The sequence below is a fragment of the Microvirga sp. GN3 genome (assembly GCF_055792825.1).
The window spans coordinates 1-26,945 of the sequence record NZ_JBVVAK010000111.1 but is presented as its reverse complement, the minus strand read 5'-3'; the positions used below and the strand labels follow the sequence as shown (position 1 = coordinate 26,945).

Annotated in this window: 16 protein-coding genes; 9 read left to right on the top strand and 7 right to left on the bottom strand. The window is 58.4% G+C overall.

Annotated features, from left to right (window positions below; translation table 11 throughout):
• Positions 1-245: 245 nt before the first annotated feature.
• Positions 246-2,279, bottom strand: a complete 2,034-nt coding sequence (locus ACS5Q1_RS34250; RefSeq protein ID WP_473102416.1) for an acyltransferase family protein — start codon at positions 2,277-2,279, stop codon at positions 246-248.
• Between the two features lie 1,226 nt (positions 2,280-3,505).
• On the opposite strand from ACS5Q1_RS34250, the gene ACS5Q1_RS34245 reads away from it, so the two are divergent.
• From ACS5Q1_RS34245 to ACS5Q1_RS34230, 4 genes are all read left to right on the top strand, one after another.
• Complete coding sequence (locus tag ACS5Q1_RS34245; protein WP_473102415.1) at positions 3,506-5,149, top strand: calcium-binding protein; 1,644 nt, start codon at positions 3,506-3,508, stop codon at positions 5,147-5,149.
• A gap of 679 nt (positions 5,150-5,828) precedes the next feature.
• Positions 5,829-7,127: a polysaccharide biosynthesis/export family protein gene (locus ACS5Q1_RS34240; RefSeq protein ID WP_473102414.1), complete on the top strand. Its 1,299-nt coding sequence runs from the start codon at positions 5,829-5,831 to the stop codon at positions 7,125-7,127.
• A gap of 148 nt (positions 7,128-7,275) precedes the next feature.
• A complete protein-coding gene (locus ACS5Q1_RS34235) occupies positions 7,276-8,166 on the top strand; it encodes a ParB N-terminal domain-containing protein (RefSeq protein ID WP_473102413.1) in 891 nt (296 codons plus the stop codon).
• Positions 8,167-8,290: 124 nt separating this feature from the next.
• Complete coding sequence (locus ACS5Q1_RS34230; RefSeq protein WP_473102412.1) at positions 8,291-9,631, top strand: hypothetical protein; 1,341 nt, start codon at positions 8,291-8,293, stop codon at positions 9,629-9,631.
• Between the two features lie 37 nt (positions 9,632-9,668).
• On the opposite strand, the gene ACS5Q1_RS34225 is transcribed toward ACS5Q1_RS34230, so the two are convergent.
• The gene (locus ACS5Q1_RS34225; protein ID WP_473102411.1) at positions 9,669-10,556 is read right to left on the bottom strand and encodes a glycosyltransferase family 4 protein; all 888 of its coding nucleotides are present in this window, start codon (positions 10,554-10,556) and stop codon (positions 9,669-9,671) included.
• A gap of 401 nt (positions 10,557-10,957) precedes the next feature.
• Positions 10,958-13,258 (bottom strand): GNVR domain-containing protein, encoded by a 2,301-nt coding sequence (locus tag ACS5Q1_RS34220; RefSeq protein ID WP_473102410.1) that lies wholly within the window; start codon positions 13,256-13,258, stop codon positions 10,958-10,960.
• A gap of 1,099 nt (positions 13,259-14,357) precedes the next feature.
• On the opposite strand from ACS5Q1_RS34220, the gene ACS5Q1_RS34215 reads away from it, so the two are divergent.
• The 3 genes from ACS5Q1_RS34215 to ACS5Q1_RS34205 all read left to right on the top strand — a co-directional run bounded on the left by ACS5Q1_RS34215 (position 14,358) and on the right by ACS5Q1_RS34205 (position 17,657).
• Positions 14,358-15,011, top strand: coding sequence for an exopolysaccharide biosynthesis polyprenyl glycosylphosphotransferase (locus ACS5Q1_RS34215; RefSeq protein ID WP_473102409.1), 654 nt, complete (start codon positions 14,358-14,360; stop codon positions 15,009-15,011).
• Between the two features lie 160 nt (positions 15,012-15,171).
• Positions 15,172-16,482, top strand: a complete 1,311-nt coding sequence (locus tag ACS5Q1_RS34210) for a hypothetical protein (protein WP_473102408.1) — start codon at positions 15,172-15,174, stop codon at positions 16,480-16,482.
• 20 nt (positions 16,483-16,502) lie between these two features.
• Complete coding sequence (locus ACS5Q1_RS34205) at positions 16,503-17,657, top strand: glycosyltransferase family 4 protein (protein WP_473102407.1); 1,155 nt, start codon at positions 16,503-16,505, stop codon at positions 17,655-17,657.
• On the opposite strand, the gene ACS5Q1_RS34200 is transcribed toward ACS5Q1_RS34205, so the two are convergent.
• From ACS5Q1_RS34200 to ACS5Q1_RS34185, 4 genes are all read right to left on the bottom strand, one after another.
• Positions 17,638-18,777, bottom strand: coding sequence for a glycosyltransferase family 4 protein (locus ACS5Q1_RS34200; protein ID WP_473102406.1), 1,140 nt, complete (start codon positions 18,775-18,777; stop codon positions 17,638-17,640). The two genes, ACS5Q1_RS34205 and ACS5Q1_RS34200, sit on opposite strands and share 20 nt — an antisense overlap.
• 105 nt (positions 18,778-18,882) lie before the next feature.
• Positions 18,883-20,028, bottom strand: coding sequence for an acyl-CoA dehydrogenase family protein (locus ACS5Q1_RS34195; protein ID WP_473102405.1), 1,146 nt, complete (start codon positions 20,026-20,028; stop codon positions 18,883-18,885).
• A gap of 3 nt (positions 20,029-20,031) precedes the next feature.
• Positions 20,032-21,582, bottom strand: a complete 1,551-nt coding sequence (locus ACS5Q1_RS34190; RefSeq protein WP_473102404.1) for an amino acid adenylation domain-containing protein — start codon at positions 21,580-21,582, stop codon at positions 20,032-20,034.
• Positions 21,583-21,716: 134 nt separating this feature from the next.
• Positions 21,717-21,983 carry an acyl carrier protein gene (locus ACS5Q1_RS34185; RefSeq protein ID WP_473102403.1) on the bottom strand — a complete coding sequence of 89 codons (267 nt, stop codon included), beginning with the start codon at positions 21,981-21,983 and terminating at the stop codon, positions 21,717-21,719.
• Positions 21,984-22,416: 433 nt separating this feature from the next.
• Here ACS5Q1_RS34185 and ACS5Q1_RS34180 point away from each other — a divergent pair, with 433 nt between their 5' ends.
• Both ACS5Q1_RS34180 and ACS5Q1_RS34175 read left to right on the top strand, forming a co-directional pair.
• Positions 22,417-25,068, top strand: coding sequence for an SGNH/GDSL hydrolase family protein (locus ACS5Q1_RS34180; protein ID WP_473102402.1), 2,652 nt, complete (start codon positions 22,417-22,419; stop codon positions 25,066-25,068).
• 9 nt (positions 25,069-25,077) lie between these two features.
• Positions 25,078-26,025: a glycosyltransferase family 2 protein gene (locus tag ACS5Q1_RS34175; RefSeq protein WP_473102401.1), complete on the top strand. Its 948-nt coding sequence runs from the start codon at positions 25,078-25,080 to the stop codon at positions 26,023-26,025.
• The last annotated feature ends 920 nt before the right edge of the window (positions 26,026-26,945 follow it).

Genomic DNA, 26,945 nt, shown 5'->3' with positions numbered 1-26,945 from the left:
TGTGAAGCTACAGCGGATATGGACCGCCGGAACTGGAGAACCCGTGGTGTTGTCTTGCGTCAGCCATGCGCGATAACGTGAGAGGGGCCAGCTTCAGCGTAAAACATCAGGGCCTGCGGTCATGCAGCACCGCGTTCAAAGGCCGGAGACATGACCGCACCCGCCCCGCTAGGCCCAAGCATCATCAACAATCACGTTGCCAAACGGGCGCCATCCAGACATGACATCTCCGAGCTACCTCTTGATCATTTATCATGATAGAGTCTCTGCCGATCAGACCTTAGAAGAGGCCCCAGCAAGCCGGCCCTTTGCTTATCCACGGCGAAGTAACGCTCGAACAACGGAGCGACGTGCCGAGCGCCCGACAAGCTGAGGTGGTGATTATCAAAGTACAACGGCTTCCCTGCAAGAAACACGGAGCATGTCTCTTCTCGACACAGGAGCACGTGCAGAACCACGCGAGCCACATTGCGCAAGTCCGCCAACGTGTCTAGAAGATGAAGGATCTCCGCGTTTCGCTGCAGGTACGCGCTCTTTCTTGAACCCATCGAATCGGTTCTCATTCCATTCCAGACATAGCGCGCGAGCGCGCTCGGCACGTCGATCGTTGCTCTTGGAACTGGATAAATGAGAACGACACGCTTTCCGGCATCAGCTAGCGTATTTACGGAAGCGCGAAGCCCTTCGGCGTAAGTCGAAGCCCGATTGTCTTTGTCATTGTCGTAGAAGGCTATGAGAAAGACGGTCCTGATGGTGGAATGGTCGACTAGATACCGAAGTGCCGCATCGTTGTGCCTCCGGCAACCGGGACTTCCATTTCCCATCACCGGGGGACAAGACGAATAGCTGACTTGCATCACTGACCGTTGATGCTGTTCGGCAAGCTGGCCTAAGACGAAGGCAAGCTCCACAGCATGGCTGTCACCCCAGATGGCGAACTCTGGCGGCACGGGTGCGCCAAACACACAGGATTGTGACAATTCGACCGCACCGTTCTCGAAGCGGTGACAGTCCATTCGCCGTGGGCTCGAATCGTTCTTGAAACTTTCAAGATAGGCTACATCGGCAGGAACGCGAGACGCCCAACCTTTGGAAGCCAGGCCCGTCAATCCAGCCGCTGTTAGGACGAGCATTGCCGTGGGGGCCGCGGCAAAAAGAAAGCGGCGCTTGACAGTGCCCTTTCGGCGAAACGGCATTTCGATGTAACGCCAGGACAGAATAGCAACACAAAACGAGAGAAGAAGGACTGCTATGACATTCCAGCCCGAGAGTTCATCGATCAGATAGTACCTGGCAAAAACCATGATGGGCCAGTGCCAGAGATAGAGCGAGTATGAGATGAGCCCGATGAACACGACGGACCCGAGACTGAGAATCCGGCCGCAAGTGGTATCGTGGGACGCGTAGATGACGAGCGTGGTCCCCAGCACCGGCACGAGCGCATGGTAACCCGGAAATGGCGTACGCGCAGAAAAGAAGCAGACGGCAGACGCAATGAGCGCAATCCCACTGAGGGCCAATCCTTCACGCCACGTCCTGTTCTTGAGCGGAGGAAAGAATCCGAGCGCAAGCAGCGAGCCGGTCAATAGCTCCCACGCACGGGTTGGAACCATGTAGAACGCGAATGACGGCGCCTTCTGTACGCTCCACACGTTGAGCAGAAACGACGCAATAACCAGCGCGGCAATGATTGGGACAAGCTTTGACCGGCTGAGACGGTAGAGCAGAGCGAGCGCCGGAGGAAACAGAATGTAGAACTGCTCCTCGACGGCCAATGACCATGTATGCAGCAGCGGAATCAAGTCCATCTGAGCAGTGAAATACCAGGACTGTCGCCAAAAGAGAATATTTGACGAGAACAGGACGGTAGCAATCACGCTTTTCGAGAGGCTCATAAAGTCTCCCGGCAAAAACAGGATTGCGGCGGCCGCCAGGCAGAAGCCGATAACCGCCATGAGACACGGAATGATGCGCCGAATGCGGCGCTCATAGAATGCGACGAGCGAAAAGCGGCCCTCCGCCATCTCCGGCGCGATAATTCCGGTGATCAGATATCCGGAGATGACGAAGAACACGTCGACGCCGACATATCCACCGGCAAAGAACGGAACTCCGGCGTGAAACAGCAGCACCGGGAGCACTGCCACGGCTCGCAGGCCATCTATTTCAGAGCGATAGTTCATGGAGTGGCGCTGCCTATCCTTCAAAAAAGAGATGTATGCAGTCCTCAACCGTCGATAAGCACTTTGCTCGCGTTCAGAGGAACAGCACGGTGGCATCGTTATTCGTTTTAAGTCTCGGCACGCACCGCGCACGAGCGATTATGGCCCGCCCTCGATCAAGAGTTAGAGCATCCAGCTCAAAAGTGGACCCAGTCCGTGTCCCATGCTCCAGGCCGGAACTCCATAGCATTGAGGCCCAACTGGATTCATGTCCAGAAACCCGATGAGAGAACCACCTCCCCGTCAAAGGGTTTTCAGGGAGACGTGGCGGCGGCAACGAGGACTGCGGCTAGCCGTGAAAGGTCTTTGCCTGGAGCGCATCAAGGCCAGGCTCGGCACGAATACGCGGCCGATCTAAATTAGCCTAGGCAGGAGTTAAGCCACCGACCCGGATCTGCAAGCGCAGGATAGTGGCTTTGTCGCAGGGAAGACGACGTTATGGCCGTGCAGGATGGCGGAGGAAGATTACTGTCCTGATCTTGAATACTCTCCGCACCGCTCCCCGTCACAACATGCGACCGCTTCCACAAGAGCGGAGACAGCTCTCGGTGATGTCCGTCCCCTCGGCTATGGAGATCGCTTATAGCAGACAAACAATGTAGAAAAGAAGAGAGACGAAGCTCTGCGGATGAAAATCGGTAGATGGCGAAAGCGGCGCTGAGGAGAGCGCCCGATGCCTTCATCATGCCGTTTGGAAGGCGGCCATGGCGGCCCGGCACAATGTTCTGGGCGATCTCAAGGAGCCCGGCGATCTCGACCAGCAGCTCAAGAATTGGGAGCCGATGCTTCGGATAGCCGAGGCAATAAGGCGGTTCCGATGGCTGCAAAGGCCAAGAACCACTCCGGGCCAGCTGGAGCGCCCGTGACGGGCCGAAATTCGCTCGGTGTAAGGGTGAAGACCGCAATGGCAAGCAAGAGCAGCCATGTGACCCAGCGGAAAAAATCCGAGAGGGCACCTTAATTAGTTTAGCAGATCGTGCGGGAGGATGCATGCACATTTGTACGTGCGATGTCGCGTGTTCGGACAGCAGAACTTGCAGGGCGCCGTTTATGGCGCGCCAAAAGGGCACATCTCCGGCGCGGATCGAAGTAGCTTGACATTAACAGTCTTGTGATTCACTTCGTTCGTTGCCAGAACATTGTAAGCATACGTCGGACATATTCCGCGCCGGCATCTGCATTCTGTGCAATTTCATGACGACCATGCGGCTCCTCTTTGGAGGCCGCACGTATTTTGCCGGCCGAGGCAGGTCCCGCTGAGGTCGCACGGAAAGGTATTTGCGTTGACGACATTGTATATTTCTCCGACCGGATCCGGTACCAAGGATGGTTCCTCCTGGGTCAATGCAGGCGCAATTTCCAGCCTTTCGAGCTTCATCGCCAAAGCCGGCCCGAATGGCGAGGTTCTTCTACGGGCCGACCAAGGTGCCTTTAAGGTGAACGGTCAGACAACCATCAGAGCCGGTGGCGAAGCAGGGGCACCCGTCACCATCCGTGGGGTGGACTCGACCGGCAAGAGCATGAATGCGCAGTTCGTCGGCACGCGGGCGACCGACTGGTCAACGGGCAAACCCGAAGGAACGGAAGTCTTCCGTCTCCTGGCCGGCGCCGACCACCTCAAATTCCAGAACATGGCGTTCGAGAACATCGGCAACGGCGCTTTCCGGATCGGCGCCGACATCAAGGATCTCACCCTCGCGCACATGCAGGCGGACAATGTGAGGCGCTTCCTTGAGGATACAGTCTCGAGTGGCTTCACGAGCGCCAGCGTCAATGGACTCATGGTAAAGGACGTGAATATCAACAAGTTCTCGCAGAATGCAATCAAGCTCAGGTACGACAGCCGCAACATTCTCATCGAGGACGTTACTGGGCACGGTGACGCGAACACACCCGAGAAGTACGTACAAGGCATCGCGCTGGATGACACGGCACACAGTGTCGTATTCAGAAACGTCGTGATGCAGGGCAGCAACGCACGTGGATCGAGCACCGAATACTGGAACGGCGACGGCTTCACAACAGAATCCGGTAACTACAATATTCGGTTCGAGAACACGGTGGCCTCAGGCAACACGGATGCCGGCTACGATCTCAAGTCCAGCGATACGGTTCTCGTCAATACGATTGCGGAGGGGAACAACCGCAATTACCGCTTCTGGAGCATGTCGATCACTATGGAAGCCGGCCAGAGCCGCGATCCTCACTATTTCGGCGGCAGTGCTTCGACCGATCATTTCTGGCTGGCCGAGGGCGCTCATGCGAAAATCAGCGCTGGCTCCATCTTGGACCAGAATGCCAGCGTAACCGTGTTCGATCTGTGGAAGACTGGTGCGATCCTGGAGGTCAACGGCACGGCGATCTACACAAGCGGGAGGTTGTCGGGGCTGGGATCCAACTCGCAGGTTCTCATGACCGCGGCCGCTGCGCCTGAGGAGGCTCCGTCCCCTGCCCTGCAGACGATCACGGGCACGGCGGGTCACGACGAGCTGAACGGCGCCGCAAGCAGCGATACGATCAATGGCTTGGCGGGCAACGACACGCTGTCCGGCGGGGCAGGAAGCGATAGGCTGGCTGGCGGTGCCGGTCAGGACGTGCTCTTCGGCGGCAGTGGACGGGACATATTCTGCTTCAATGCGACGAGCGAGTCGGGTTCTTCGAAAACTGTCGACACGATTAAGGACTTCGTGCTTGGAGTGGACAAGATCGACTATTCGTTGATCGACGCGAATACGAAGCGCTTGGGCAATCAGGCCTTCGTGTTCATCGACGACGCCAAGTTCAGCAAGGCAGCTGGTGAACTGCGCGGGTTCAGCGTCAACGGCGTCACGGAAGTCCACGGCGACGTGAATGGAGACGGCCACGTCGACATCTGCGTCAAGCTGAGCGGCACCTTCCACCTGAGCACCCAGGATTTCATCCTGTAGCGCATTGTGCGGCCAAGACAGAGGCATCGGAAGTGTCCCTAAATGTGATCCACTTTTGAGGCTCGTTCCGATGCCCTCGTCGAGATCGAGGATGCGAACGATCCGCGGGCGCTACAAGGTAATGACGGCTATTATTGATGATCCCACTTTGGTGGAATCAGCTCTCTTATTAGGGTTGCCGCGCGTTTTTGTGGAGAACCGGCTTCGCATCGCCGAACAATGCTCCGATCGCCAGTCGCGGGTCCCGATTTTCCGCACTTTACGCTGGCCCGCGCAGCAACGTCGAGGTAATTCTTCCGATGTATCCGCCGCCCGTTGGGCACGCTCTCAGCGTGTGACATTGACCTGACAGGATCTGCCAAGCTGTCTCGTCTTGAGAGATCAGTCGTCCCGAGATTTTCTCCAGGCATTGACAACCGATGCTATAGGGTGTCATCTGGATGCAAGCGGTTCGGCCCGGATTTGCTTTCGAGTACATTGCTTATTTGTACATCAGTACTTTGTGTCACAAGAGGCCGGACTTCATTGACACGCAACTAGGTCTCGATAACCAAGACATACTTATCTCGGGCGCAGCCCGCGAATAGCATGTACCCATAGCCCCGCGTAGCGTGAATCATATCGGGAAGCGGCAACATGGAAATGCGCTCTCGTTCTTGATCGGGCAAAGGCTGAAGTCATGCGCTTCAAAATCTCAGCATTCTGCAGTTTGCTCTGCGCGCTTGGGATGGCCATCCTCCCGGTGCGCGCGACGGCCGACGATTATCGTCTCGGCCCGCAGGACAAACTACGCATCAAGGTTGTTGAATGGCGGGCCGGCAGCGCCGAATATTTCGATTGGGCGGTCTTCGCCAACGAATATTCCGTCAGCGCCTCCGGGACCGTCTCCTTGCCGCTCATCGGGAGTCTGCCCGCAACCGGAAGGACGACAGAGGAATTCGCGGCATCCGTTGCCGAGACATTGCAGAAGCGGGCCGGACTTTCACGTCGGCCGGAGGCCACTGTCGAGATCGTCCAATACAGGCCAATCTACGTCGTCGGGACCGTGCAGCACTCGGGGGAATATCCGTATCGGCCCGGACTGACCGTCCTGCAGGCGGTTGGTTTGGCGGGAGGCGTCTTCCAACAGGCGGGAACGGAGTCCGGCCGCATGGAAAAAGACCGGATTACGGCACAGGGAGTCCACGAAATCGCACGCCTCGAGGCCCGTCGCCTGCTGGTTCGCCGTGCGCGGCTCGCCGCCGAGCTTGACGAGACCATGCAGATTGCGACACCCGAGGAGTTGCGGAACGATGCTGATGCCGAGCGCCTGATCGCCGATGAAAAGGCCGTCATGAATGCTCGCAGCGAGGCGTTGAAGTCGCAGCTCCTGGCCCATTCCGACATCAGAAGTCTGTTCTCCAGGGAGGTCGAGGCGCTCGAGCAGAAGATCGAGGTCCAGAACAGGCAAATTGCTCTTGCGCGCCGTGAACAGCAGACGGTCAGCGCCTTGGTTGCCAAGGGTCTAGCCGTCAGTTCCCGCGAATTCGTTCTCGAACGCACGTTGGCGGACCTTGAAAGCAAGCTGCTCGACTACACGACCGCCGTCCTCCGCGCCCGACAGGAGATCAGCAAAGCGGAACGCACCGCGGACGACTTGAAGGCCGAACGGAAGGCCAAAATCGTCGCTGAGAAGCAGGACACCGAGGCGCAGCTCGACCAATCCAAGGCTCGTCTCGCGACTGCCCTGAGCCTTATCAATGAGGCGACGGTCGCGACGCCACAGCTTCTGCTCGACAAACTGCCCGCAAAGCCAACGATGGTATTCTCGGTCATCCGCCGGGTTGGCGGTAGCATCGTCAAATCCGTCGTCGACGATACTGCGACGATCGAACCAGGGGATGTCGTGCACGTCGACCAGGCCATCGGACAGAGCGCCTCATCCGGGCAATCCAGCATGAGCGCTGTCAGCGAAGGATCCGTCACACGATTACGATAACAATGAGCGCCCAAAAGAGAGGCAAACCATTGGAGGAGGCCCAACAAACAGTCCTGCGGCATGAGGCAGGCAACGCCGCGGGACAGTTCGCAAGAAGAGTTCGAAGGAGAACCATTACGCCAAGGTCGACATCTAGAGGAACAACGGCATGAGATCGATCTCAACGGAAGGGCTCGAAAAGCCGGCTAATGTCAGTGCCGGCGCGGTTCCAATGCTGCAATGGCTGCGCATTGAAGATCTGCTGGTTGATCCCGCGTATCAAAGGCCGATTGTCGGCCAGGGCCGACGCAATGTCATGCGAATTGCGAAAGCCTTCTCCTGGTCTTGCTTCTCTCCGGTTATCGTCTCGCCTGTCGAAGGGGGAAAATTCGTCATCATCGATGGGCAGCATCGGACCACAGCGGCGGCGCTCATCGGATTCGATAGCGTTCCCTGCCAAGTGGTCATTGCGTCGCGCGAGCAGCAAGCCGTTGCCTTCAAGGCCATCAACGGAGTTACCGTGGCAATCTCGCCGATGGCCCTACATGCCGCCGCGGTCGTGGCACGCGAGCCTTGGGCCATCGATACTGCTGATGTCTGCCTCAGGGCCGAGGTTGAGCTCCTTCGGTATCCGCTCCCTGTCGAGCGTCAGCGCCCTGGACAGACGATGGCGATTGGCGCAATCAGGCAATGCCTGAAGCGCTTCGGCGCAGACACGTTGATTACGGCTCTTCAATGCGTCACTCAAACAGCGAACAACAAGCCGGGAGCCCTCACATCTCGGGTGATCCGTGCTCTGTGTGAGGTTCTCCACAGCAACGACCATTGGAGAGATAGCGGGCTTGCCCTGTTGGAGGCCTTCGACACGATCGAGCTTGCTGCGATCCAAACAAGGGCGGCGATGTATGCTGGAACGATGCGTATCAGCCAGGTCGAGAGCATCAGGGATCAGATTCGCGCGGAATTGAACCAGTTACTTCCGACGCCAGAGCTGCAAACTTCTACGCATTCGCTTTCGAGAGGCACCCGAGAGATGAGCGCACTGTCTGAGAGACACTGAAGGCGCCGCTGAATTGCCAGGATCGAGGCGATTGCCGGCGCATGGCGCGGAACCGGAGGCCCGCATCGGCGAGAAGTGGATACGCTTTCGGGCCTAACATGAAACTCGCCGGAGGTCGATGAGAATGGAACTGAGTAGTGTTCCGACATTTTCTCCCTATGTTGTCGGAGGCGTCTATCTGGCTCTGTTCCCACTGACCCTGATCGCTCTCCTTCGCCACCAGGACACTCCAACACGCTTTCTAGTTCTCGCTCTATGGCTGCGGTACTTCCTGTCCGCATTCCACCAATACACATATCTGCCTATAGCCGGTGGATTGTCGCTCAATGCACTGGGGTCGATCGCGCTCACGGCAATCGGCTTCCTAGTCATCGAGCGACGCCTTCTGTTGTTGAAAGCCTTTGGGGGCATCTATCTGGTGATCTTCGCCACTGTGATTAGCGCGAGCATCAACGATCCTGCCCAAGTCTTCGGCAGCCTGATAAAATGGGGATATTTCATTATTCTCACGGCGGCTGCCTTCGAGGCTCTCAGCCGTCATGGTTCAAGCGCCGTGTTTCGCACCGTGATTGTTGCCTTCCTGCCTCCGCTCGCCCTCCAGGGCTTGTCCGTGGTCGTGGACTTGGGGAAGTTCAGCGCGTCAGATAGCTCGATATGCTATATCGGCGGCTACAACCACGAAGCTGCGTTCTCGATCATCATGCTGACCTTCCTCTATTGCTCATGCTTCCTTGAGTCCGACCGGCCTATCCTCACCGCGATCTGCATTCCCATTGCTCTGGTGGCGCTTCTTCTGGCCAATTACCGAACCTCTCTTCTCGCCGCAGTTCCAATAGTCGTTGCGACTCCGCTGATTGGCGCGGTTCGGCGCGTCGCCCCCTCCGATCGCCCATTCGTTGTCGTCGTGTACGGTCTTGCAGGCACCATGTTCTTCTATGCCGCGGCGATTGCCTTGCAGGAGCGTTTCAACGATCTGTTCATCACGCTTGCCAACATCGCCGATCTCGTGAAGCCGCCGGAATACTATACCGCGTCCGACGAAGAATTGCTGTCGGCCCGCGCCGTGATCTGGAGCCGGTACATCACCGCCTATCTTGATGGATCGATTCTCAACCTTGCCTTCGGCTTTGGTCCGGATTCCTGGGAGGATGTCTTTACACGTTACGCTCATAACACGTTCATATCGTCACTCTATGAGATCGGAGCCGTAGGCCTTATCAGCATAATTATCCTGTTCATGTCGAACTTCAGGTTCGGCTTTAGTAGCGTACCCGAGCATCGCCTTCTCATTGTCAGCGCGCATGCGGGATTTCTCATTCTCAACCTGGCAACGATGCCGCTCTGGCTGATCGAAGGGAATATCCTGCTCGCACTCACGCTGGCCTACACACTGCACGTTCAAATGCCCCGGCGCGTCCGGGTCTCGAGCATCCCTCCGGGTATGGCCATTCCCCATGCTGAATAGGACGCGATTGGAGCATCGAAGCCGGCAAGGATGGCTCTCAGATCCTCGCCTCCTGAGGATCTCCCACGGTCTCGCGCAATAAGGGTCGAAGGCGATCATAGATCTTCATGATCTGAAGAGCGTGCGTGCTTGCCGAGACGTCCTTGGCGACCCGGTCGCGCTCATTGCTACTAAGAGCGACGCTCTGAGGCGCGCACAGGACGTCGAGCGCGACCTGAGCGAATTCGTCTGCCGTGGCGGTCACTGGGACTAGGCGGCCTCCATGCCAAGTGCTCCATATCTCCCGGTAGCCTGCGTCGTCCGTAGCAACGTATGGCGTTCCAACAATTGCAGCCTCAACGAGCGTGCGGCCGAAGGGCTCCCGAACGGATGTCGCGATCAGGAGGTCGAGAGCGGCGATGTTCCGTTCCCCCGGCAGATGGAAGCCCGCGAATGTCACCTGCTCGGCGATCTCGAGGTCCTGCGCCATGCGAATGAGGTCGTGTTCGGTCCAATCACCACTGCGTCCAAAGACCACGAAGTGGCAGTCGGACCGTATCTGCAGCAATCTGGAGCAGATCTGCAGGAACAGGTCCGGGCGCTTCCAGAACCAGAAATTGCCCACGAAGCCGACCAGGAGCCGATCTGCTGGACAGCCTTGCTCGGCGGCAAATCGGCGCGCATCGGCTCGCTGCGCGCTTCTGGGATCGATATGGACCGGGTTGACGACAAGTGTACTTTTGGCCGGCCGGACGAATGAGACATTGGCCCAACACGATGCCGAGATGCAGATGATTTCATGGGCGAGGCCGATGAGAACGCGTTTCGGAGGGGTCATGCGATTGAGCGAGCGGTGGTGATACACGACGGGTTTTCCGGCGAGCCGGGCGATTGGCCCCCAAGACTGCATCGTCCGCAGGTCGTTGAAATGAACCACGCTGTCCATCGGAAATGCTCTTGCAACTTGCAGGCGTGCGAACAACCGAGAGGCGTCGTAAATCGGATGATGGCGGGAGGTCGGCGCTTCGCCCGTCGGGATGACGCAGAGCCCGCTATCGATCGCATGCCGGGCGATCGCCGTTTCGTCAGAACAGAGGACGCAGCATTGAAGGCCGTGCTCCTCCTGAAGCGCTTGCGCAAGAGTAAAGGTGGAGACATGGCTGCCTCCCAGGTCGCCACTCACGAAGGGAAATACTACTGCCCTTACGCTTCGTTGCCTCGATTGGGTAATCGCCGTCATCATGGATGATACCTGATAGGCTCCGTTGTAGACAGGACGAGATAAGAGTAGCGAAGCGTCATGATCGCGGCCTCCGTACGCAGGCCCCGCGCATCATTGTGATCGTTTCACTCCGGTAAGGTTCGGGTGCCGGCGTGACTGGATTCCTGGTATTGCCGGATCTGTCTCATGTCCACACCGTTCAGGATCGCGCCAACGCATTGAAGTCTCACACCGTCGTCGGCTCCCAGAACCTCGCGTATGAGTTCCTTCGAGGTCTCGCCCCATTTCACGACGAGGAGCGCGCAATCGACTTTTCTTGCGAGAATCCTCGCCTCGCTCGCAGCACTCAGGGGCGGCAGATCGACGACGACATACTTGAAGTGAGTCGCCGCATCCCGGAGAACCTGGTCGATCTGCTCGCCGACCAGAAGGTGACTTGGATGCGGTAGGTCCGGACGTTTGATCATGGGAAGCATCGCGACCCGGCGGACAGGGCCGCAGTGCAACGCGTCGTTCCAGGAACATACACCTGCGACGACGTCAAGAAGACCGACCTTGGCATCCGGAGCGAAAATCGTGCTGAGGTGGGGATTCCTTGTATCGCCATCGATCAGCAAGGTCGGCCCATCTTCCCGCCTGAGAAGCGTCGCGAGATTGGCTGCAACTAGCGACCTGCCCTCTTGCGGAGCGACAGACAGAATCCCGATGACCTTCGAACTCTCCGGCCCCCTCCCGGCAATCGAGAGCGACACCGATCTAAGGGTCTCGGCAAACCTCGACTCTGGGAAGAAATCGACGAACTTGCCAAGGATATGTGATACCTCTTTCGGACCCTTCGAGGAACTGCCAGTCGGAACGCTGAACTTGTGCCGTCGCCCGATATTGGGGGTGGAAATAACCGGCAGCAGTCCAAGACACCGCAATCCGAGCTCCTCGCGAAGGTCCTTGCCAGTTCTAACCGACTCGTCGCTATACTCGCGCACGGTCCCCCACGCTCCCCCGATGAGCGCTCCGACGAGTGCTGAAAGAACGATGCTGATGATAGGCTTCGGCTGACTGGGCTGCAGTGGAGGGGCTGCCAAGGCCACAACTCGCGCATCGCTTAAGGGGAACGATTGCTGCTGGATCGTTTGCTGATAGCGCTGTGAGAAAGTGTCGTAGAGGCTTTTATAGGTGTCGGCTGAACGCTCAAGCTCGCGCAGCTGGACAAGCTTGGCGTTTGCGTCGGCAGCAACGGAAATCAAGTTGTTCACATTGCGGTCGAGTTCCTCCAGCCGGGCCCTCGCAATCTCGAAGTCGCTCTCATAGCTCTGCGCAACTGAGCCAAGCTCAGAGAGGATCTGGTGCTGGATCTCCGCCTTCTCGGTTCTATATTGAACCGCTCGCTCATGATCCGGCCCGAAGCGCGCACTGATCTCCGCCTCGCGCCTCCCGGCCTCGATATAGCGCGACTGCAGATCAGTGATGACATTGTTTTTGAGGCCCTCGCCTACCAATGCATCGACTTGGTTCGTTCTCAAGACATAGCGAATTCTGTCCAACCGTGCGCCTGTGCGCACCACCTCCCCGCGGGCGGCAGCGAGTTGGGCATTGAGTTCGGAAAGCTGCAGGTCCGTAACGAGCTGCCCGCCGACGGCAATCAGATTGTTGCGGGCGCGGAATTGCTGAACGGCGAGGTCCGAATCGACCGCCTGTTGCCGCAGCTCTTCGAGCCGCGCAAGAAGCCAAGCGTTGGCGCGCCGCGTTGAATCGTATTTCCCTTCAAGCTGATCGGTGAGATATGCCTCGACATAGGTGTTGACGATGCGCGCCGATTGATCCGCATTCGCCCCCGTGTAGCTGATCGAGATGAGGTAGGTCTTGCCGACCCGCGTGATTGTTGTCCGACGCAGGAGTCGGTAGGCGGCCGTCCACCGGGCGGCTTCCCGTGCCCGCGCCTCATTGGGAGTGGACGCAGGATTGTCCTGTATCAGGCTGATGAGAGAGCGAACCGTCCGGTCAACCGACCGGCTTAACCAGGTGAGAACCCAGCCATCATCGGTCCAAAACACCTGATCGTCGATAAGATTCAGTCTGTCGACCACCGCAAGCGCAATCTTCTCAGTTTTCAGGACCTCGACCTGACTATCGACAACAGTCGAAGAATCCACCGAGCCGATCTCCGTCACCGCCGAGACGTCCTGAACGGCGCGAACCTGCCGGCGATCGATCATGATGCTAGTGGTCGCCGTGAACAGGGGCACTGACGTGGTCACGAACACTATCCCAGCCAGCGCGCCAAGGAATGCGAATAAAAGGATTATTTTCAACTGCCGTCTGACAGCCGCAAGGATGAGCTTCACATCGAAGTAATCACCCTGATCTCTCCCGTAAGAAGATGCGAAGTTCGGCTCTTCGAGAGTATTTCGCGCGAATAGCTGCAGCATGCGGTTCCTCGCAACTTGTTCCGGCACTGACGCATCACAGCTCCCGTTGGTCCCGACCGATGCGGGATCCAAGAGGCCCAGGCTCATTCACAGCTACGGTACAAGACCCTTCTGTTCGTTGAAGTCCTGTATGCTCTGCAATGTCACTGCCAATACGCGTTTTTCTAAGATGCTCTCATGCCAATCTATGGCGGCGACTGGACATAGCCAGTCGTTCAAGTGTCAGTCGGCTTTCTACTGAGAACATCGCGCGAGAGGCGGGTCCGCTCTGTCCATCCAACGCTCTAGCTTGGCCCGGATAGGTTTAATTTAGTTGCTATCGCGGCTCGCGCTTTCAACTTTGATTGCACGGGCGCAGAGATATCTCCGATGCACCGAACGCACTTGCCCGAGTGTCAGCACTCTGCTGGAAAGAGCATCGTCAGGCCCACGGACGGAGCACGACTTGGCGCGACACGTCCGTTCCGTGCCAGAACCTGAGGCATACTTGGGGACCCGGATCCGGTTCTCCGTCAAGCCACGTGGCAGGCGCAACATGAGACATGCTCACACGAGATCGACGTAGCTTGAGCGCATCGTGCAGATCCGGCTATTCGCTGACGCGATCATTCAGTGCGCGAAGAACGATGCGCCGCTTAAGAGTTCGAACATCGGATCAATCCCGAAAGCGGAGCCTGACTCTAGAGCACCGTTTGGACCGGAAAACCAGGGCCACTTTTCGCTGACACAGCCCTTCGGGTCCGCACGATGCGCCAGGGCTGCCGCCCGACGATGCTTCTCTGTGTTCTTCCAGTGTGGATCCAATGGTATGCCGGAACTCCGCTGCGCTGGATCCAGCCATGGAAGGCTAATTTAGCGCAAGGTGTGCATCGCCACCGGCAGAGGTCCGACCATTGTTCTTGGCGGACGGGGCATTATAAACACCGCCGACAACTTTGGCTTTCGAGTAACGCACAAAGCAACGCAGGTAGGCTGAACCATTGCAGTAACGACGCGTTCGTCAGGCGCGCCACATGCAGCGTCAGTGATGATTCCGTTGCGCGTCGGTTTGCTATTTCTCCGCACCACGAATCCGCACATTGGTGACAGGAGGCCACCCATGGCCATGCTTACATCGAGGCTGACAGTCCCATATGAGTTTAAACCGACACTGCGCTCGCGAGGTGCGGAGCTAAGCAGACGCGCGTTCGACCTCATCCTTGCAGTAGTGGCACTTATCCTTGCTCTGCCGGTTCTTCTCGCCATAGCGGTCGTGATACGGGTCGACTCGCCTGGACCTGTCCTGTTCTGTCAGGTCCGAGGAGGGATCAACGGCCGTCCGTTTCGGATGTACAAGTTCCGCACGATGACGGTCACCGAAGATGGCGGAGTGATCACTCAGGCCACACGCGGCGATCCGCGCGTCACGCAGTTGGGACGCCGTCTCCGGCAAACGAGCCTCGATGAACTTCCGCAATTGCTCAATGTCATTCGAGGCGAGATGTCACTGGTCGGACCTCGTCCGCACGCGCTTCAGCACGATATCGAATTCAGCAAGATTGTCGACCGATACGCTCTGAGAAGTCGTGTGAAGCCGGGCATCACGGGATGGGCGCAGATCCATGGCCTTCGCGGCGGAGTATCGACAGTCGAAGCCATCCAACGACGGGTCGACCTCGACAACGAGTACATCGCGCATCGCAATTTGCGCCTTGATATCCTGATCCTCGTTCGGACGGTCCGTGAGGTGTTCCGTCAAACGAATGCATACTAGCGCATGATGTAGACCCGAAGGGCCGCGTCTGACGATGCGCTGCGAAAAGGAGTGAGCATCGGATCGATCCCAAAAGTGAAATCCACTCTCGAATCCGATGCTCTGGATCGGCTCCATCTGCATTGAGCTCGACGTCAAGATGCATCTGTGGGAGAACCGCATGCCACTTTCATCGCTCGAATCGACCTCGGCGCCTAGCGCGAAATGGCGGTTCCAGACTTTCGGTGACATGGACCTCCGGTCCGGTTTCAGCGCTGCGCTGACCCAGGCGCTCGCCGGACTAGCGCTTCTTGCGGTCTGCAGCGGCCAATGCCTCGCACTGGGCGCAGAGGCGGACACCCTGCATATTGCACCTGTACCTGCGGGATCGGGGGACGGATCCGACTGGGCGAACGCCGGGGCGCTCAATTGGCTTCCCGAGTTCATCACCAAACTTTCGCCCGGAGGCTCGATCCTTCTGAAGGCGGATGCGGGTCCCTACCGGGTCGATCGGCAGATCTCCATCCGGAAAGGCGGCAGCGACGGGGCGCAGATCACGATCCGTGGCGTGGATGAGAACGGGAATCCCGCGGACGCCGAGATTCTCGGGTCACGTGCGGATCCCTGGCGACAGGGCGCGCATCCCGGCCCGGAGGTCTTTCGACTCCTAACAGGAGCGAACTATCTCGTCTTCAAGAATATCGCCTTTGGAAACACTGGTGACGGCACCTTCCGGGTGGCGGGCAATATCCGCGGTCTGCGCATTGAAGACGTCTCCGCTCGGAACGTCCGCCGCTTCTTTGAGGTCAATCCCAGCGGCGCGGAACAAAGCGCGCGTGTCGATGATCTGACGATCCGGCGCGTGTCGGTTCGGGGATATTCCAAGGGAGCGTTTCGCATAAGAGGCGATTCAAGCAACGTCATCATGGAAGACGTCCTCGGTGACAGCGAACGTCAGGACGGCGACAATTTCGCGGTCGGCGTTGCCCTTGAGGACACGGTCCATGACGTCGTTCTGCGGCGCGTGACGATGATGAACAGTCACGACAGCACGAACGAGTACTGGAATGGCGACGGATTCACGACCGAACGCAGGGTCCGTAACGTCAGCTTCGAAGATACGGTGGCATCCGGGTCCACCGATGGCGGCTATGATCTCAAATCGTCCGCGACGACCCTGCGTCGTACTATTGCCGATGATAACAAGCGTAACTACCGCATTTGGGGCGACGTCACGATCGTCGATTGTGTCAGCCGCGATCCTCACAAGCGCGGCGGAAGCGGCCTGCAAGACCATTTTTGGATTGCAAAGGGAGCTAGGGCGGATGTCTCCGGATGCGTGATTGAGGATCCCGATGAGCAGACCACGGCCTTTGAGGTCGAACCCGGAGGATCGCTCGTCGTCCAGAACTCGTCGATCAAGACGAACCCAAGTGGAAAGCTATCGTTGGTCCGCGAGGGCGGCCATCTCCAGATCACTTCAGGTCAATAGCAATCAGATCGAGGTCCGTTATGAAGATCTGTGTTCTTGGTCTCAGAGGCATGCCCCATGTCAGTGGGGGCATCGAGATGCACTGCGAGCAACTCATCCCACGGCTGAAAAAGCGCCGGCCGGAGGATCAGTTCACCGTTATCGGGCGCAGGTCCTATTGCCCCAACGACGTCTCGGAATTCAATGGCGTACGGATCGTGGCGCTGGCACATGCAAGGGGCAAGTACCTCGAAACGATCTCGAACGCCCTGATCGGGCTCCTATATGCCAGATTCCGGCTTCATGCCGAAATCCTACACATCCACGCGATCGGTCCGGCCTTGATCGCTCCGTTAGCAAAGATGCTTGGCATGAAGGTGCTTGTGACCTACCACGGCGCCGATTACAACCGGGCGCGCTGGAACGCACTCGCCAAGGCGGTCCTGCACGTGGGCGAGTTCTGCGCGGTCCATTTCGCCGATCATATCATTTCCGTATCCCCGTCCGCCGCAGACCACTTGAGGCGCCGCTATCGGTCGCGTTCGTCGCGCATCTCGTTCATCCCCAACGGCTCAAATCACATGATAGGGTCCGATGCCGGTAACGGCGCGAACCAAGCGGTCTTGTCGCGGTACGGGCTGCATCGCCGTGACTATATCGTCACTGTAGGGCGTCTCGTACCGGAAAAGGGGATCGAGACTCTTATTCACGCATATCGCGGCGTCGCTCGCCCATCGAACCTCGTCGTCGTCGGGGGCTCCTCGTTGGAGGATCGATACGCCGAATACCTGCACCGCGAGTCCGATGATCGGGTTATCTTCACCGGCGCCCTCGATCCGGCCAACATTCGCGTCCTTTTGGCGAACGCCGCGTTGTTCGTCCTTGCGTCCCGGCACGAGGGCCTGGCCATTGCCGCCTTGGAAGCCGCAGCGTCCGGGTGCCCGGCTCTCTTAAGCGACATTCAGGCCAATCTCGATCTTGGCCTGCCGGTAACGAACTATTTCAAGACGGGGGACGAGGACGACCTTCGAAGAAAGCTGCACGAGCCGCATCAGGCGTATCTCGTTCCGTCGACGAGCTTCTTGCGCAACTACGACTGGGACACGATCAGCGATGAGACTAGCGCGGTGTATGAGGCATTGTGTCAAAGACCGGCGGAGGGCGCCTTGAACGGGCTCATCCCCTGGCTCCATTGATACTGTGATACACATCCATGATTCTGGCGGCATGCGTTCGTGGTGAGAGTTCCTCGGCCACCTTGCGGCGGGCATCGAGGGACAGAACGACGTCCCTCGGCGCAGCGAGGACGCGCATGGCCGCGTCCGCAAATTCGCCGACCGTGGCGTGAGGCTCGACCAGGATTCCGCCGGACCAGCGAGCCACGATTTCGGAATGACCAGCATCGTCGGTTGCAACGAAGGGAACGCCGAGCAGCAAAGCCTCGACAAGAGTTCGGCCGAAGGGTTCGCCAAAGGCCGGGGCGAGGAGGATGTCCAGAGTTGCGATGTTCATCTCGGGCGGCGACCGGAAGCCCGCCAAGACGAGCCTATCGGCAATCCCGAGATCTGCGGCGCGCTTCTCCAGATCATCGCTTTGGAAATCGCGTTCGCGGCCAAAGATGACGAACCGCGCGCGGGATTCTCGCGCGGCGATTGCCGAACAGACATCGAGGAAGAAGTCCGGTCGCTTCCGAAACTGAAAGTTGCCGATGAACCCGATGAGAATCGGCTCCGCGTCTTCCGGCGCATGGGCACGGAATTCCTCCCGCCAGCCCTTGGGAGGCTCGAGCATGGGATCCGGGAAAGGATTGAGAATGCACGTGACGCGGTCTCTGGGCAGAAATCGGAGATCACGCCGACAGGGATCCGATATAGTGATGATGCTGTGTGACTGCCGCACGAGCGCTCGATCGAACCAGCGCATCCGCAAGAGCGCACGATGGTGATAGACGAGCGGCAACCCGAGCATCCGTCCCGCGATACCCCATGATTGGAGACTCCAGATATCGTTGCAGTGAACAATGGCACCGGGCCCATAGGATCTCAGCGTCCGGACGCGGCGGGACAGCCTTGCGATGTCGGCGACGGGATCGCGGGCCTTCGCCGGGGCGTCTCCAGTGGAGTGCACGTCAAGGTCCATTTCGGCGGCTTGACGCGCGACGTTCGAAGTCGGTGCGGTCAGAACGATACATTTGATGCCGTGGTCCGCCGCCAGGGATCGCGCAAGGTGGAAGGTCGATATATGACTTCCGCCCACGGTCGAGCCCGTGAATGGAAACAGGATCGGTCCGAAAGTTGCGTTGGTCTTGGACGTCATTGGCCCTCACAAGGTCCCTGCGTTGATCATTCTCCAAGTCAAACGGCCTGCCCGCAACGATACGCTAAAACTCAGGGACCCATAGCGTTGCGCGACACAATGGCTCTATAAACCCAGGAGAGAGGCGACGAGCACCCGCTGAATTTCCGACGTTCCCGAATATAGCCGACTGCCCAATGCATCGCGCAATTCGCGCTCGACTTCCAATTCCATCATATAGCCGTAGCCGCCGTGGATCTGGATGGCGTCCTCCGCGCATCGTACCCAGTTCTCGCTGATCGTGAGCTTTGCCAGAGCCGCGTCGAGATAGACGTTTCGCCCCTTGGTTTGGAGCCAGGCCGTCCGATACAGCGCTGCCCGCGCCTGATCGACCCGCATCTTCATATCGACGATCTTGCTGCCTACCAACTGGAACTTGCCAATGGGCTGGCCGAACTGCTTCCGGTCCCTCGCGTAGCGGATGGACATGTCGAGCAGTCGCTGCATCGCACCAACGGCGTTGGCAAGGATGCAGGCTCGTTCCCAGTTCATGGAATGCGTGAAAAGACTCTGACCGCTTCCCTCTCGCCCAAGGCAGTTCTCCGCCGGGACTTCGCAATCGTCGAAGAACAGTTCCGCCATCGGCGATGTGCGAAGGCCCATTTTCTCGAGAGGACGTCCGACTTGAAAGCCTGGGTACTCTTTCTCGATGAGAAAGCCGCAAATGCCATTCGGCCCGGCAGACCGGTCGAGGGTGGCGTACACGACGATAAGGTCCGCGACATTGCCGTTGGACACGAAGGTCTTGCTGCCATTCAGCACATACCGGTCGCCGCGCCGTTCCGCCGTCGTCCGGAGGCTGTACGCGTCCGATCCCGATCCGGGCTCGGTCATCGCGTTTCCACCGATCAGGGTGCCGTTGCAGAGATCGGGCAGGTATTTCCACTTTTGCGACTCCGACCCGAAATCGCGCAGCGGGACCTCGACCGTCCACATCTGGGCGTTGATCGAGAACACCAGGCCATTGTCTCTGCATGCATATCCAAGGTTCTCGAGCACCCCCACCGTCGTCAGCGGGTCGGCCCCCATCCCGCCGTAATCCGTCGGGACTGGAAGGCCATGGATCCCGAACTTGGCACATTTGAGCCAGCCTTCACGGTTGAACTCGCCTCGCTTGTCTCGCTCGCGCAGACCGTCATTCAGCTCTTCGCTGGCAAAGCTCTTGACAGCCTTCCGCAGCTGCATCTGTTCATCGGACCAAGCGAAGTCCACGGATCAGCTCCCGCTCCAGCTTTTCAGGGTCTGATAGTCGATCTTGTCGGTCGATGTCTTGGGAAGCGAGGAATGGAAACTGAACCGGTCCGGAATCATGTAGATCGGAATGTGCTCGGAGCAATACGTCTTCATGTCGATCAGCGACAAGGGCTTCCCTTCCTTGGACACGATGTGGGCGTGGACCCTCATTCCGACGCTCTCGTCCGCCAACGCGACAACGGCAGCTTCCCGAATGCCCGGATGGCGGTAGAGGCATACTTCGATCTCGCCCAGTTCGACACGGAACCCGCGCTTCTTGATCATCCTGTCCTTGCGACCGAGGTAACGAAGGTTGCCGCCCGCCTCCTCGCGAACGATGTCGCCGGTCCGGTAATATTTCTTGCCCTGCACCTCGATGAAACACCGTTGTGACTGCTCGGGCAAATTCCAGTAACCTCTCGTAACTGCGGGCCCGGAGATGCACAGCTCACCCTCAAATCTTTCGCTCGCCTCGGTTCCATCAGGCTGAACGAGAATGCCTTCAAGATGCGAGCAGACCTTTCCAATTGGAACCGGCTCCATCTGCTCGGCCGGAATTGGCGTCTGAACCTGGTAATACGTGCAGACATTCGTTTCAGTCGGGCCGTACAGATTGAAATACTGCGGATGCGGCCAATACGTCGTCAGCAGTTTCAAGTGATTGATAGGGAACACCTCGCCGGCGAACAGAACCAACCTCAGCGCCGAGCAGTCGCGTGTGTCGAGCTGCCCAAACTGGGCCATAAGGCTCAGGATCGACGGAGCCGAGTACCAGACCGTGATCCTGTGATCTGCAATCAGCTTAGCGAGCTCGTAAGGCTGCTTTCCAATCTCCTCACCGATAATGAGCAAGGTTCCGCCATGTTTCACGGAACTGAAGATATCAAAGACCGACAAGTCGAAATGGAACGGAGCGTGGGATGAAAACCGATCCGATGGCGCGAGGGCAAAAGTGCTCGCGCACCACTCGACGAAACTTACCGCATTGCCATGCGTAAGCTGGACGCCTTTTGGCTTTCCGGTGGAACCGGATGTGTAAAGGATGAAAGCCAGATCGTCGGTCCCGGCTGGAGATACGGCGAATGACATCCCTGCGCGGATACTGCAGGCGAGTGTGGCTCGCGCCTGATTGCCGTCTGCCGCCTCATCGATAGAAAGAATGGCAGGATGCCACTCCTCCTCGTCGCGCGCTTCAAGCGCCGGCTCGAAGCGCTTCTCAATCACGATGGCGGCCACCCGGCAATCGGCAAGGATGTACTTGTTGCGCGCGGCCGGTCCGGTCGGATCGATCGGAACATAAGCGGCACCGGCTTTCAGGATTGCGAACAGTGTCACGGCGGCATTGATCGACTTGTGAAGCCAGAAGCCGACGCGATCGCCAGGCTGAACACCGAGGCTGACCAATCGGTCACGCAGCCGATTGGACTGGGTATCGAGTTCCTCATAAGTCAGGGAGCTGCCATCGAGCTCCTGAATCGCGACTTTGTCCGGCCAGCGATGCGCGGTATCAAGAAGATATTGATGGAGTTTCATCTGATAGATCCTCCGGCGTACGACCTCGCCTTTCGTGCGAAAAAGTGGGTCCACTCTTCATGTCCGATGCGTTGCTTAAGGAATTGAGCATCGGATCGGTCCCAAAAGTGGAGACCACTTGAAGGGTCGATGCGCTAGCGCACGAGCGAACGCTTCGAGTCGACGAGTTCGCAAATGGCCTGCAACGTATTCAGGTGTTCCTCGTCGGCCTCATGGGCTTTGATCGGGATGTCGAATTCACGCTCGAGGAACGCAACCAGCTTTAACATCGCCAAGGAGTCAAGGATGCCCGTCGAGACCAGCGGCGTGCTCGGCGTGAGTTGCCCTGGTTCCTCCCCCGGAAGGAATTCCTCAAGGATATAGTCCTTGACGACGGACATCGTGGCGCTCTGATCTGTCATGAAAGCTGCTCCATCTGTCTCGCAGCGACAAATGATCTGCACTATTCCCGATTCTAGATAAGTCTCTTTCAAAGGCTAGAGTATCGATCCCACAAGTGGACCCAGTTTGGGGTCGATACTCTAGGAAGCACGCAGGGCGGTCGATCTGCCAAGTTTCCGTCGAATAAGTCGCCCAATGACTAATTTAGAAGCTGGCCCGTACTGGACCTCCCACCGCGGCGCGGTCAAAGATCGTCATGGTTCGCGCATCATGCGGATGCGAAGGGCCGCGTCAGCGAAAAGTGGTTCCGGTTTTCCGCTGAGAACGATGCGCCAGCCAAGAGAAGGAGTATTGGATCGATCCCCACCTGGGGTCCACTTTTGGGATCGATGCACTAACTGCCATCCACGAGAACCGGACGGCCGGAAATGACCTTTAACGGAGGCCACAGCGGTGGAGGCTCCTGTCACATCAGTGCGCTCGGCGCGACCACGCGAAGCCGATAACGTCCTCGTCGGAAGTCCGCCTTCCAAGGAGGCCAGCGCCGCCCAGGCCTACTGGGAGCAGGTGCGCCACGATCTGACATTCCGTCGTCTTTTAAGGCTCGGGACCATCATCGTCGAACTCGCGCTCGTCGCAGTCGCGGTCAGGCTCCTCAATATCGAGAGTCCTGCTTTCGAATCCGTGCTCATGCTGGCTTTCGGCGGCTTTCTTATCCATCACTTTCTGCCGGTGCCATGGCGAATTCCCTTCTTTGCATCTCTATCGCTGGCCACCGTGCCGCTCGTCTTCGGCTGGCAGGCCAGCACGTGGCTGCTCGCCTTCGGGGGGCTGCTGATCGCGCTCTGTCACGTACCGGTCGCATTTCACATGCGCGTTGCGCTGATCGTCGCCCTGACGCTTGCGCTGGCTCTCGCGCGCAAGCAGGTATTTCCCGTATTCGCCGCGATACCACCGACGATCTGGCCGATCCTGGGATCAATGTTTATGTTTCGATTGATCGTCTACCTTTATGACCTCAAGCATGCGGCCGCGCCTTTCAGCGCGAGCCGTGCCGTGGCTTACTTCTTCATGCTGCCGAGCGTCTGCATGCCGCTCTTCCCGGTCGTCGACTACAAGACGTTCCAGCGTAGCTTCTACAATGCCGATTCCTTGCGCCTGTACCAAACGGGTGTGAAGTGGATCCTTCGAGGGCTGATCCACCTGACCCTGTACAAGGCCGTATATTTCCTGGCTGTGGTCGAGCCGGGAAGCGTCGTCAATGGAACCGACGCGGCGAGGTATATGGTCTCGACGTTCCTGCTGTATCTAAAGATTTCCGGCCTATTTCACATCATAGTCGGGCTCCTTCAGCTATATGGCTTCGGTCTTGCAGAGACGCATCACTTCTATTTGTTTTCGGCGAGCTTCACCGACTTCTGGCGCCGCATCAACATTTACTGGAAAGACTTCATTCAGAAAATCGTATTCAATCCCGCATACTTCCGGTTGCGCAAGAGAGGCGAGACGTTCGCGGTCGCGACTGCGACCCTGATCGCCTTTGCGGCGACTTGGCTTCTTCACTCCTACCAGTGGTTCTGGATCAGAGGCAATTTCCCTATCGTGTGGGCCGACATCGTGTTCTGGTTCGGGTTGGGATTGGTCGTCCTGGTCAACGTGCTGCTGGAATCCCGAAAAGGGCGCCAGAGAACGCTGACTAAGCCTATGCGAACTCTCCGGGACGATGCCATTCTTGCCGTGAAGACAGCGGGCACGTTTGCGGCGATCTGCGTGCTCTGGACCATCTGGAGCACGCCCGATGTAGCCGCGCTCACCGCTCTCTGGCAGGGCATCCTTAACTCGGGTCCGGCAGATGTCCTAGCCCTCCTCGGCATTCCGGTAGCCGTGGGCGTCCTGGGCGCCATATTCCGGAACAGGAAGCGCGAGACCTCCGGAACGGACACTGGTGGCGATGACAGAAACTTCATGATTCAGGCTGGGGCCGTGACGCTGACAGCCGGTCTCCTCATCGTCGTGGCGCTGCATCCTTCTCTGCTCCAGCCGGTATCGCCGGCGCTCGCGAATCTGATCACCGACCTGCGCGATCGCAACCAATTGAATGCGGCCGACGAAATGAAAATGGTGCGCGGATACTATGAGGATCTCGGCGATGCCGGGCGGTTCAACAATGAATTGGGCATGATGTTCGGCGTGGCGCCTGCGGACTGGAAGGGATCGGTCCCGGTAGTGGAGACACATGACGCCATCGAGGCACAGTTCGTACCCTCAACGGCAACGTCCGCGACCAGAACGATCCGTACGATCAATAGCTTTGGGCTGCGCGACCGTGAATACCCGCGCGATCACGATTCCGAGACTTTCCGGATCGGTCTCGTCGGTTCGTCCCATGACATGGGGTGGGGAGTAAAAGATGACGAGACGTACGAGAACGTTGTCGAGGATCGGCTGAACCGGGAGTTGGGACCTGTAACCGGAAAAAAATTCGAAGTCATGAATTTTTCCTTCGGGGGATATGGCCCAACCCAGAAGCTCGCCGTGATTGAGCAGCGCATGCTCCCGTATCGTCCGGACGTCGTCTTGTACGTTGCGAACACGACCGAGTTTCTGTGGGTGTTCAAGTCGGCATCGAAGCTCGCGCGGTATGCTCTTCTCGATCAGTTTCCCTATATCGGGGACGCAATCGAACGGGCGGGACTCAATCCCGCGATGCTTCCCAAGGATGACGTTCTCACGCGCAAATTGGCACCCTTTGCAGAAGATGCCCTCTCGGCTTTGCTACGCCGCTTCCGCGATGAAACGCTCGAGCGCAACGCCCGTCCGGCGCTTGTTCTGCTTGAAATCCCCAAGGATGGCCGGAGCCGTAAACCGGAATTCAACCGCTTAGTGAACATCGGGTGGGCGGCCGGGCTTCCCGTTCTTGATCTTCAAGGATCATTTGCGAAAATCCGAGACCGGCAATCACTCTGGGTCGCACCGTGGGACAACCATAGCAATGCGGAGGGGCACCGCCTGCTCGCAGATCGTCTCTACACTCTTCTGGTTCAGCAAGAGCTGGTGCCTACGAAGCCTCCGGAGGAACGCTCCGGCAGCCAGGACGCGAGATAGATGGAGGCAATGGGTGAACCAGTGATGCCGGCCAGCGGGCGCGGCCAGACCAGATCAGCGGATGGCGCGTGCCCTGCCCGCGTCTCCCTGATCATACCGGTCTACCGGATGGAGACGGAGCTGTGGCAGTGCCTGGAATGCATTGCTAGGCAAACCTTTGGCGATTTCCAGGTTGTGGTCGTCGATAACGAGCCTGCGGCAGACGGCGGCGTCAGCGCGGGAATCGGGGCCGTCATCTCCGCGTTGGCGGCCGCGGGCCTGCGAGTGCGCGGCATCGGCTGCCGCCAACCCGGGTCGTACCATGCGCGCAATGCCGGCGTCCTCAATTCGCAAAGTGAACTGATCGCGTTTACCGACGCCGATTGTCAGCCGCTGCCGGAATGGCTCGAGGCGGCAGTCGAAGCCTGGGACGCGCACGTTCGTCCAGGCGTTGTCTCGGGTCCCGTGGCGCTCTATCCGACCGATCAGTGCTCGACCTCTCTTTACGAGATGCGTTTCAGCTATCTCGGCCTGGTCAACGGCAAGGGTGACTCATTCGTGACCGCCAATTGGCTTATCGCCAGAGAGATCCTTATCGAGTTGGGTGGCTTCGATGCGTCGCTGCGATCCGGCGCCGACGTCGATCTTTCAAGACGTATCAAGGCCGCTGGCCATCATCTGATCTATGCTCCAAATGCCGTCGTGCGGCATCCCACGCGAGCCACGCTTGAAGAACTCCTGAGGAAGCATCGCCGTACGGTGGGTGGTGCATGGAACCGTACTCCGAGGCGTTTGAGGACCCTGCGTGTTCTGAGACATGTTCTCAAACGCGGATGGTCGCGCTACCGCGATCTGCATCGGGCTAGAGCCAGCGAAATGGAGCTTGTGACGGGACTGCTCAAGGTACAGCGTGCCATAACGGCGGCCGAGATCCGAGAAACGATCCGCCTCGCGTGTGGGGGTGTGCCCGAGCGCTAGCGCATCGTGCGGACCCGAAGGGCTGCGCCCAACGATGCGCTTCTTAAGGGATTGAGCATCGGATGGATCCCAAGAGTGGGGCCACTTTTCACGTCCGATGCTCTAGTCGCGCGGCGGAAGATGCTCCGGCGCGACATTGCCGCTCCGATGGGCCACGGAAGGCGGTGACAGGCCACGACAATGCGGAGTGTCGCTCCTTCGGCGTCTTCGCCGGGATCGGTCTCAATGCATTCTGCTGTCTCGCCCGGATTCGTCGCTTGGACCACTTCTTGCCACCTCTATCTCATACTGGCGCACGATCCGCTCATCTCCATCGGGGACGCGCCTTATGTGGTAGAGCGGAACGCCGTCGGCGGTAGACGGAAGCAGGTTGACAATGCTGAAGACGCCATGAGGCATGTTGCACAGAGGCGTTTCCTTTGCCCGAACATGTTGGCCGATCTTGAACGCATGCGTCGTCATAGGGTCGCCCTCCAAAAGAGAATCGGACGCAACCACGCTGCCACGATCCCGTTGCGAACGGGAAATGTCGGCAAGTTAGCCTCGGCCGACGTTTCCCAACAGAGAACTCAACGACTGGCCATATCACGATCATCGCTATGGGGCGAGGCAGTCAAACTTATCGCCCGCTGATCCGATGCACGGTATTATCCTGCTCATGCAGGAGGTCCGACATTCAAGCAAGGCCTGTCCTTTCTAGTTTAGCGGTCTCGGGTCGCTTGACCGCCAAGAACAGGCAATTCGGGACTCATTAGTCTTGACAGACTATTAGGGATCAAAACTAGAGCAACGGGCATTCAGACGAATCCATATCCGGCCGCGGTGAAGTAGTTGCGGCATTCCTCAGCCTCGACCCCATCGCAGATGTCGCCGATGGCCCGCCAGAGCGCGTCAAAGGTGCGGGCTTCGGCCTTGCGCAG